6 protein-coding genes are annotated in these 9,078 nt (G+C 70.0%); 5 read left to right on the forward strand and 1 reads right to left on the reverse strand.

The genetic code is table 11. The annotated features are described in order from the left end of the window. Nucleotides 1-99: 99 nt before the first annotated feature. The 4 genes from ABZ406_RS09860 to ABZ406_RS09875 all read left to right on the forward strand — a co-directional run bounded on the left by ABZ406_RS09860 (nucleotide 100) and on the right by ABZ406_RS09875 (nucleotide 3,838). A complete protein-coding gene (locus tag ABZ406_RS09860; RefSeq protein ID WP_357758143.1) occupies nucleotides 100-315 on the forward strand; it encodes an MbtH family protein in 216 nt (71 codons plus the stop codon). A 151-nt stretch (nucleotides 316-466) separates the two neighbouring features. After that, the gene (locus ABZ406_RS09865) at nucleotides 467-2,032 is read left to right on the forward strand and encodes a lysine 5,6-aminomutase subunit alpha (protein WP_357758146.1); all 1,566 of its coding nucleotides are present in this window, start codon (nucleotides 467-469) and stop codon (nucleotides 2,030-2,032) included. Beyond that, nucleotides 2,025-2,801 carry an OAM dimerization domain-containing protein gene (locus ABZ406_RS09870; RefSeq protein WP_357758149.1) on the forward strand — a complete coding sequence of 259 codons (777 nt, stop codon included), beginning with the start codon at nucleotides 2,025-2,027 and terminating at the stop codon, nucleotides 2,799-2,801. Before ABZ406_RS09865 ends, ABZ406_RS09870 begins: the two co-directional genes overlap by 8 nt. Next, nucleotides 2,798-3,838, forward strand: coding sequence for a hypothetical protein (locus tag ABZ406_RS09875; protein ID WP_357758152.1), 1,041 nt, complete (start codon nucleotides 2,798-2,800; stop codon nucleotides 3,836-3,838). Before ABZ406_RS09870 ends, ABZ406_RS09875 begins: the two co-directional genes overlap by 4 nt. 83 nt (nucleotides 3,839-3,921) lie before the next feature. On the opposite strand, the gene ABZ406_RS09880 is transcribed toward ABZ406_RS09875, so the two are convergent. Further along, entirely contained in the window at nucleotides 3,922-5,118 is a 1,197-nt protein-coding gene (locus ABZ406_RS09880; RefSeq protein WP_357758155.1) for a cytochrome P450, read from the reverse strand. Nucleotides 5,119-5,359: 241 nt separating this feature from the next. Here ABZ406_RS09880 and ABZ406_RS09885 point away from each other — a divergent pair. Next, nucleotides 5,360-9,078, forward strand: a 3,719-nt coding sequence (locus ABZ406_RS09885; RefSeq protein ID WP_357758158.1) for an amino acid adenylation domain-containing protein, incomplete at its 3' end; no start/stop codon positions are given.

A 9,078-nucleotide genomic window follows, 5' to 3' on the forward strand; every position in this document is an offset into this window, starting at 1 on the left:
CACACGATTGATCGGCCATGGCGGATGCCCCATAGTCGTCGGCGACGTCCCTGAATTGTCGTTTCGGCGATCAGTTCGCGGTGAAGAGGAGACTGCACAGTGACGAATCCGTTCGAAGACCCCGACGCCAACTATCTGGTACTCGTCAACGACGAGGGGCAGCACTCATTGTGGCCGGTCTTCATCGAAGTGCCCGCCGGCTGGGAAACGGTTTTCGGTGAGGCGGGTCGACAGGACTGCCTGAACTACATCGAGAAGAACTGGACCGACATGCGCCCGAAGAGCCTGATCAAGGCCATGGAGGGCGACGGCTGAGGTCTACCGACCCGACCCACTGCGTTCCCGGGGCGCCGGGCTGACAACCCGCGCGCCCCGGCCCTGGTGCGCCTCGGACGTCCGGCGACTCGTCGCCGGACAGCCGCGCACCGTACTGATGGCGTCTCCTCGATCTGCCCCGGGAGGGTGCATGCGTTCGAAGCTCGGCCTTGATGTCGGCCTGGCCGACTCGTGCCGTGAGGTGGCTGCGGAAATCGCCCGTGACGTTGGCCAACGGACCGCCGGTAGGACCACTGTGTCGGTGGAGCGCACCATCGCCCGTCTACTCGGTGTGGACGGCGTCGATGCGCTCGACGTGCCGCTGCCCAACGTCCTCGTCGACCAGATCGAGGAGCACGGCGGGCTGGCCAGGGGCCTGGCCTACTGGCTCGGCAACGCCATCATCGCCACCGGTGCCGAACCGTTGGAGATCGCCAAGCTGGTCGGCGCGGGCGAACTCGACTTCCTCAACCTGCCCCTCGCCGAGGACCACCGGATCCGGCAGACCATCCGACAGCACGCCGCCGCGGCGCTGGAGAAGATTCGTGGCACCCGGGCCGAGCGTGCGACGTTCCGGGCCAGCCTGGACAGCGGCACCGCCGCCCCGGTCGAGACCTACGTGCTGACGGCCACCGGCAACGTCTACGAGGACGTCGCGCACGCCGAGGCCGTCGCGGAGAACGGCGGAGACATCGTCGCCGTCATCCGGTCCACCGCGCAGAGCCTGCTGGACTACGTGCCCTTCGGCCCGACCACCGAGGGGTTCGGCGGCACGTTCGCCACCCAGGCGAACTTCGCCATCATGCGCGAGGCGTTGGACCGTTGGTCCCGGGCGAATGGCCGCTACGTCAAGCTCTCCAGCTTCTGTTCGGGCCTCTGCATGCCGGAGATCGCCGCGATGGGCGCCATCGAGGGCCTGGACAACATGGTCAACGATGCTCTCTACGGCATCCTGTACCGGGACATCAACCTGCGCCGGACGCTCATCGACCAGCGATTCTCCCGGATGATCAACGGCTACTTCGGCGTCGTCATCAACACCGGCGAGGACAACTACCTCCGGACCGCCGACGCGGTCACCGCGGCCCCGTCAGTCGTGGCCTCCCAGATGATCAATTATTTCCTCGCCCGGGACAGCGGCCTGCCACCCGAGCAGATCGGTGTCGGCAACGCCTTCGAGATCCACCCGGACGTCACCAACGGCCTCCTGTACGAGTGGGCGCAGGCGCAACTCACCCGGGAGCTGTTCCCGGACTGCCCGGTCAAGTACATGCCGCCCACCGTGCACATGAACGGCAACCCGTTCCGCACCCACGCCGTCGACAGCCTGTTCAACCTGGTCACCGTCGCCACCAAGCAGGAGATCCAGACCATCGGCGTACCCACCGAAGGTGTCTTCACCCCGCACATCCACGACCGTGTCCTCGGGTTGGAGAACACCCGCTACGTGGCCAACTTCGCCCGGGATCTCGGCGACGACATCGAGTTCCGCCCCGGCGGGATCATCCAGACCCGTGCCGCGCAGGTGCTCGCCGAGGCACACCAGATGCTGCTGGAGATCGCCGAGATCGGGCTGTTCGACGCGATCGGCAAGGGCTACTTCGGCAACGTGTCCCGGCACTACGACCACGGCCGTGGCGCCGAGGGCATCGTCGAGGTCGACACCGGCTACTACAACCCGTTCACGGAACTGATGGGGGTCGACCTCGATGCGTGAGACCGCTGACCTGTCCGCTGTTCGGCCGTACGGTGACCACCTCAACGACGGCCTCGTGCAGGTGACCTTCACCCTCCCCGTGCCCTACGGCCTGGCGGCCCGGCACGCGGCCCTGGAACTGGCCCGCACGATGCGGCTCACGGAGCCGGAGGTCGTGCACTACCAGCGGCTCTGCGACGGCTACACGTACTTCGTGGTGATCGGCCAGTGTCGGCAGTCGGTCGACTTCGCCACCCTCCGCGAGGGCGCGTTCGACATCCAGTACCTCACCGAGCCCGAGATCGATCGGTTGATCGAGGAGCAGATCGGCCGCCGGGTCGTCGTGATCGGCGCCAGCACCGGCACCGACACCCACAGCGTCGGCATCGACGCGATGCTCAACCTCAAGGGTCTCGACGGCCGGCACGGACTGGAGGCCTATCACGGCTTCGAGGTGCACAACCTGGGAAGCCAGGTGCCCAACGCCCGACTGGTGGAGCAGGCCATCGCGGTGAACGCCGACGCCATCCTGGTGTCCCAGACGGTCACCCAACAGAACCTGCACCTGCACAACCTCACCGAGCTGGTGGAGATCGCCGAGGCTGAGGGGATCCGGGACCGGACGCTGCTGATCTGCGGCGGGCCGCGCGTCTCGCACGAACTGGCCAAGGAGTTGGGCTTCGACGCCGGGTTCTCCAAGGGCACCTACCCGGACCACGTCGGCACGTACATCGCCAAGGAGATGGTGGCCCGTCGCGCCATCGCCTCGACGACCGCGACCGCGGGGTGAGCGCCGACCACCTTGCCGACCTTGTCGCCGAGGCGCAGCGCGTCGCGGTCATCGGCCTCGCCAAGAACACCGGCAAGACCCGTACCCTGGTCGCTCTCCTGGCCGAACTGCACCGCCGCGACCGTACCGTGGGGCTGACCTCGGTGGGACGCGACGGTGAGGCCACCGACGTGGTCGACCCGCGGATCACCAAGCCGCGCATCCCCCTACCGCCGGGTGGCCTGGTCGCCACCGCGGAGCCGCTGCTGCGCGCCGCGGGACTGCCGTACGAGGTGGTGAGCCGCACCGGCTACTCGACGCCGCTCGGGCGGACCATGATCGCCCGGCTGCCGGCCGGGGGCGCGGTCGAGGTGGCGGGCCCCAGCTCCAACCAGGGCACCGCCGAGGTGACAGCGGCCATGCGGCGACACGGCGCCGACATCGTGCTCGTCGACGGCGCGATCAACCGCCGGGCGGCCTCCTCACCGGCCGTCGCCGACCTGGTGCTCCTGGCCACCGGTGCCGCCCTGCACACCGAGTTCGAGCAGGTGGTGGAGCAGACCGTGGCTGCGGTCGAGGTCTTCGCCCTGCCCTGTTCGGGCGACCCGGCGGTGTACGACGCCGCCGCGACGATGACGGGCAGCGTCGCGATCACCGGCTCCGGAGCGGTAGTGCCCGTCGACCGGGCGCTCACCCTCGGCGGCGCCGGCGCCGACCTGAGCCGATTGTTGGCGGGCCCGGACGGGGCACAGCACGTCGTCCTGAGTGGCGCGCTGTGTGAGGCGTTCGCCGAGGAGACCCGGCGCGCCGCACGCGGTCGCAAGGTGTCCCTCGTCGTGACGGACAGTTCGAAGGTCTTCCTGGCCCAGCGCACCAGCGACTGGTACCGCCGGCAGAACGTGTCGATCGAGGTGCTGAAGCCGACAGTGCTCGCCGCGGTCACTGTGAACCCGGTAATGCCGTTCTCGCACCGGTTCGACTCCGTCGCGCTGCGTACCGAGTTGTCCGCCAGGCTGCCCAACCTCTACTTCTGCGATCTCGGGCCGCACGTCGACTGATCGCCGAGCGGCAGGCGGCACCACCCAGCTCCGGGCGACCGCGCGGCGCCGCTCGCGACTCGTCGACGCCGCCCGGCCGCGGCTCAACCGCGGAGGCGCACGGGCATCCGCTCGGGGCCGTTGACCACTATCGAGCGCAGGAGCTCCGGCTTCTCGGCCAGGTCGATCCGCACCGACCGGTTGATCAGCTCCTGGTAGAGCAGCCGTAGCTCGACGCGGGCCAGTACGTTGCCCACGCAGAAGTGCTCGCCGAAACCGAGCGCCAGGTGCCGGTTCGGCTTGCGGGTGACGTCGAAACGGTCCGGGTCGGCGAACACGCTCTCGTCCCGGTTGGCCGACGGCAACCACAGGGTCACCAGATCGTTCGCGGCCAGCGTCGTACCCCGGATGTCGACCGGGCGGGTGACGGTCCGCACGATGTGGGTGGCCGTGGAGGTCCACCGCAGCACCTCGTCGACGGCCGACGGCAGAAGGCTGTGGTCGGCGGCCAGCATCGCCCACTGGTCGGGGTGCTCCAGCAACGCCAGCATGCCGCCGGACGCCGCGATCCGAGTGTTCTCCGTGCCGCCGACCAGGAGGTTGTCGCAGTTCAGGATCACGTCGTCGGCGGGCAGTCGCTCACCGTCGATCTCCGCCGTGGCCAGCACACTCACCAGGTCCTCGCCGGGCCGTCGCGCCTTGGCCATCCGCAGGTCGTCGAAGTACGACATGATCTGCAGGTGGGCGATCCGCTGGCTGCCCGCGTCGGCGGCGCCGAACGCCTGACTGGTCAGGCCGTAGAGCAACTCCCAGTCGCCCTCCGGAATGCCCATCATGTCGCAGATGACGTACAGCGGAAGCCGGCCGGCGATGTCGGTGACGAAGTCGCAGCTGCCCAGCTCCAAGGCCCGATCGACGACCGTCTGTGCGATCTTCTCCAGCTTCGGTTCCAGGCTGCGCATCGCCCGTACCGCGAACCAGGAGTCGACCAGGTTGCGTAGCTGACGGTGCCGGGGCGGGTCGGTCAGCGCCAGCGTCCGGCCCCCGCCGGGATCCGCACCGTGCCCGGCCGGCCGCAGCAGGATCCCCTTGGCGGAGCTGAACGTCTCCGGGTCCCGGTACGCGGCGCGTACGTCGTCGTAGCGGGTCAGCGCCCAGAAGCCGGGCAGGTCGGTCGCGGGGTGTCGATAGACCGGCGCGTGGGCGCGCAGCCACCTCCACTGACTGAACGGGTCGCCGCTGCGATACAGCTCGGGATCGACCAGATTGATGGTGGGGCGCGGCTCCAACTCGACGGGCATGCCGAAACCTCACCACCACCCTGGCGGGGCGTCGATACCGGTTCAACCGGCGCGTCGACGCAGTTGAACAGGCGTTGGTCATCTGGTGCCGGCGAAGGGCTACCGGCAGCATGATTCGCGGCCCACGCCTGCGAGCCGGATGTTGTGGTGCCACGTCACGACCAGACGGTGCAGCGGATGAAGCCAGATTGCCGTTATGCCCCACCGTTCCGGTCGTTCGTCGAGCGATGGGAGAGTGCGGATGCCTGCAGCTGAGGGTGAACTCCGGGAACTGATGGCTGGTCAGCTCGGCATCTGGTACCTCCAGCAGTTCGCACCCGAGAGCCCGGTCTACCACGTCGGGGAATACCTCGAGATCCGTGGTCCGCTGGACGCTCCCCGCTTCGTGGAGGCGATGGGACGGGCGATCCGGGAGATCGACTCGCTGTCCATCCGACTCCAACCGGTGGCCGGCGACCCGCGACAGTACGTCGACCACGCCCGACCGGCACCCACCGGCTTCGTCGACCTCAGCGACGACGTCGACCCGGAGGCCGCCGCCGACCGCCTGATGCGGGCGGACCTGGCACAGCCGCCCGAACTCGACGGTGGGCCGCTGGCCAACTTCCAGCTCATCAAGCTGGCCGAGGACCGCTTCTTCTGGTATCAGCGGGCGCACCATCTCGTCGCCGACGGATACGCCGGCGGCCTGATCGCCAGCCGTACCGCCACCGTCTACGCCGCCCTCGGTGCCGGCACCGATCCGGCCGAAGGCGCTCCCGACTCCGTCACGGTGCTGCTGGACGCCGACCGCGAGTACCGGGCCTCCGAAGAGTTCGCCGCGGACCGGGCGTACTGGCGCGACGTCCTCGCCGATCTGCCCCGTCCGGCCGGGGCCGAGGTGGCGTCGGGCCGACGGCTCGCCGGCCGCGCCGCCCGACACACCGACACCCTGCCCGGCGCGGCGTCGGTCGAACTCAAGGCCGCCGCCCGCCGGCTCGGCACCAGCCTCGGCGGTCTGATGATCACGGCCGCGGCGCTGTACCGGCACCGGGCCACCGGCGAGAACGACGTGGTGATCGGCGTACCCGTGCGTGGTCGCAACGGCCGGCAGACGCTCGCCATCCCCGGCATGACCTCCAACGTGATGCCGGTGCGCTGCCGGATCCGCCCCGACATGCCCGTCGGCGACGTGGTCCGGCAGGTCTCCCGAGCCGTCCGCGACGGGTTGCGCCGCCAGCGGTACCGCTACGAGGACATTCTGCGCGACCTGAAGTTGCTGGACAGCAACGGCTTGTTCGGCCTCGAACTCAACTTCGTGTCGTTCCTCTTCCCCGTCGAGATCGCCGGCTGCACTACCACCGCGCTCAACCTGTCCAGCGGTGCCGTCCCCAGCGTCCGCATCAACGTCTTCGACGTCCCCGCGGCTGAGGGCACCCAGGTCACCGTCGAGGTCAACCGGGAGGCGTACCCGTCCCTGGCCGAAGGGGACGTCTCCCGCCGCTTCACCGCCGTGCTGGACTGGCTGCGCGGTGCCGAGTCGGACGAGCCGGTCGCCCACATCGACATCCTCGACGCCGAGGAGCGGACCCGACTGCTCGACACCTGGAACGCCACCGACGCAGCGCTACCCGAGGCCCTCGTGCCCGAGTTGGTGGCAGCCCGGGCGGCGGCCACCCCGGACGCTGTCGCGGTGGTGTGCGGCGACGAGCGCCTGACGTACGCCGACCTCGACGCACGAGCCACCCGGCTGGCGCGGTTCCTCGTCGCCCAGGGCATCGGCGTCGAGTCGGTGGTCGCGCTGTGTCTACCGCGCGGCGTGGCAGCGGTGGAGTCGGTGCTCGCCGTCTGGAAGGCCGGCGCGGCCTTCGTCCCGGTCGACCCGGACTACCCTCCGGACCGGGTGTCGTTCATGGTCGCCGACAGTGGTGCCGCGCTTGTCCTCGGCGTCAGCGACGTACTCGACGAGCTGCCCGCCACCCGGGTCCGGGCGGTCGCTGTGGACGACCCCCGCACTGCCGCGTCGGTGGCGGCCTTCGCCGCGGAACCGATGCCCCTCCCGACGCACCGCGACATGCTCGCCTACATCATCTACACCTCGGGGTCGACCGGGCGGCCGAAGGGCGTCGCGGTGACCCACTCTGGTCTCGCCAACTACGTCCTCTGGGCGGCCACCGCGTACCGTGCCGCCGAGACCGGCGGCAGTGCGCCGCTGCACTCCTCACTGGCGTTCGACCTGACCGTGACCAGCCTGTTCGTGCCGCTGATCTCCGGCGGCACGATCTGGGCCAGCCCGGCCGGCGGCGCCGACGGCCTCACCGATCTGGTCCGCGACGCGGGCGGCTTCGGGCTGGCCAAGGTCGTGCCCGCCCACCTGCCGCTGCTGACCGCCGCCCTCACCGACACCGAGGTGGCCAGCGCCGCCCGCACCTGGGTGGTCGGCGGCGAGGCACTGGCCGGTGCGGACGTACGTGCCCTGCTGGACCGCGCCCCCGACTCGGTGGTGGTCAACGAGTACGGTCCCACCGAGACCGTGGTGGGCTGCTGTGTGTACGAGGTCGCCGCCGGCGAACCGGTCGCCGCTTCGGTACCGATCGGCCGACCGATCGCCAACACCCGGATGTACGTGCTCGACGGCGCGCTCAGCCCGGTGCCGGTCGGCGCCGCCGGTGAGCTGTACATCGCCGGAACGCAGCTCGCCCGGGGGTACGTCGGACGACGCGGCCTGACCGCCGAGCGCTTCGTGGCCTGCCCGTTCGGCAGGGCGCAGCGCATGTACCGCACCGGTGACGTGGCCCGCTGGACCACTGACGGCCAACTGGAGTTCCTCGGCCGCGCCGACGACCAGGTCAAGATTCGCGGCTACCGGATCGAACCCGGTGAGGTGCAGGCTGTCGTCGCCGCCCACCCGTCGGTCGACCGCGCGGCAGTGGTGGCCCGCGAGGACATCGCCGGCGACCTGCGGCTGGTGGCGTACGTCGTCCCGAACGACCAGGACGACCTCAACGACGTCGATCTGCCGGCGGCGGTCCGGAAGTTCGCCGCCGTCCGGCTGCCCGAGCACATGGTGCCGGCCGCCGTGGTGCCGCTCGCCACCCTGCCGCTCACCGCGAACGGCAAACTCGACAGTGCTCTGCTCCCGGCCCCGACCTACGGTGCGGGTGGCATCGGGCGACGTGAACCTGCCGATGCTCGTCAGGAAATCCTCTGCGCCGCGTTCGCCGACGTGCTCGAACTGCCCACAGTGGGAGTCGACGACGATTTCTTCACGCTGGGTGGGCACTCGCTGCTGGCCGTCCGGCTGATCAGCCGGATCCGGACGCTCCTCGGCGTCGACCTGGAGATCCGGCAGCTCTTCGACGCTCCCACCCCGGCCAGTCTCGCCGCTCGGCTGGCCGGCGGTGGCCCCGGACGACCGCCGCTGCGTGCTGGTGTCCGCCCCGATCCGATCCCGCTGTCCTACGCCCAGCGTCGGCTCTGGTTCGTCGCGCAACTGGAGGGACCGGACGCTACCTACAACAGCCCGGTCGCCCTGCACCTGAGCGGCCCGGTGGACGCGGCGGCCCTCGACGCGGCACTGCGCGACGTGATAGGCCGGCACGAGGCGCTTCGCACCGTGTTCCCCACCGTCGATGGCGAGCCGTACCAGCGGATCCTCGAACCGGGCGACCTGCACTGGGAACTCGCTGTCCGCGCCGTCGCGGCCGACGATCTCGAGGCCGCTGTCGCCGCCGCGGCGGTGTACCCGTTCGACCTCGCCACCGAGGTGCCGATCCGGGCCTGGTTGTTCACCACCGCGCCCACCGAGCATGTTCTGCTGCTGGTGGTGCATCACATCGCGAGCGACGGCTGGTCGGTCGCCCCGATGTCGCGTGATATAGCCACCGCGTACGCGGCTCGTCGGGTGGGTGGGGTTCCGGGGTGGTTGCCGTTGCCGGTGCAGTATGCGGATTTTGCGGTGTGGCAGCGGGGGTTGTTGGG

The organism is Micromonospora sp. NPDC005710 (assembly GCF_040630995.1).
Classification (GTDB): Bacteria; Actinomycetota; Actinomycetes; order Mycobacteriales; family Micromonosporaceae; genus Micromonospora.

What these genes read in the sequence shown, in the direction of transcription:
- ABZ406_RS09865 (WP_357758146.1), top strand. Translation starts at nt 467, where the DNA reads ATGCGTTCGAAGCTCGGCCTTGATGTCGGCCTGGCCGACTCGTGCCGT.
- ABZ406_RS09880 (WP_357758155.1), bottom strand. Translation starts at nt 5,118, where the DNA reads ATGCCCGTCGAGTTGGAGCCGCGCCCCACCATCAATCTGGTCGATCCC.
- ABZ406_RS09870 (WP_357758149.1), top strand. Translation starts at nt 2,025, where the DNA reads ATGCGTGAGACCGCTGACCTGTCCGCTGTTCGGCCGTACGGTGACCAC.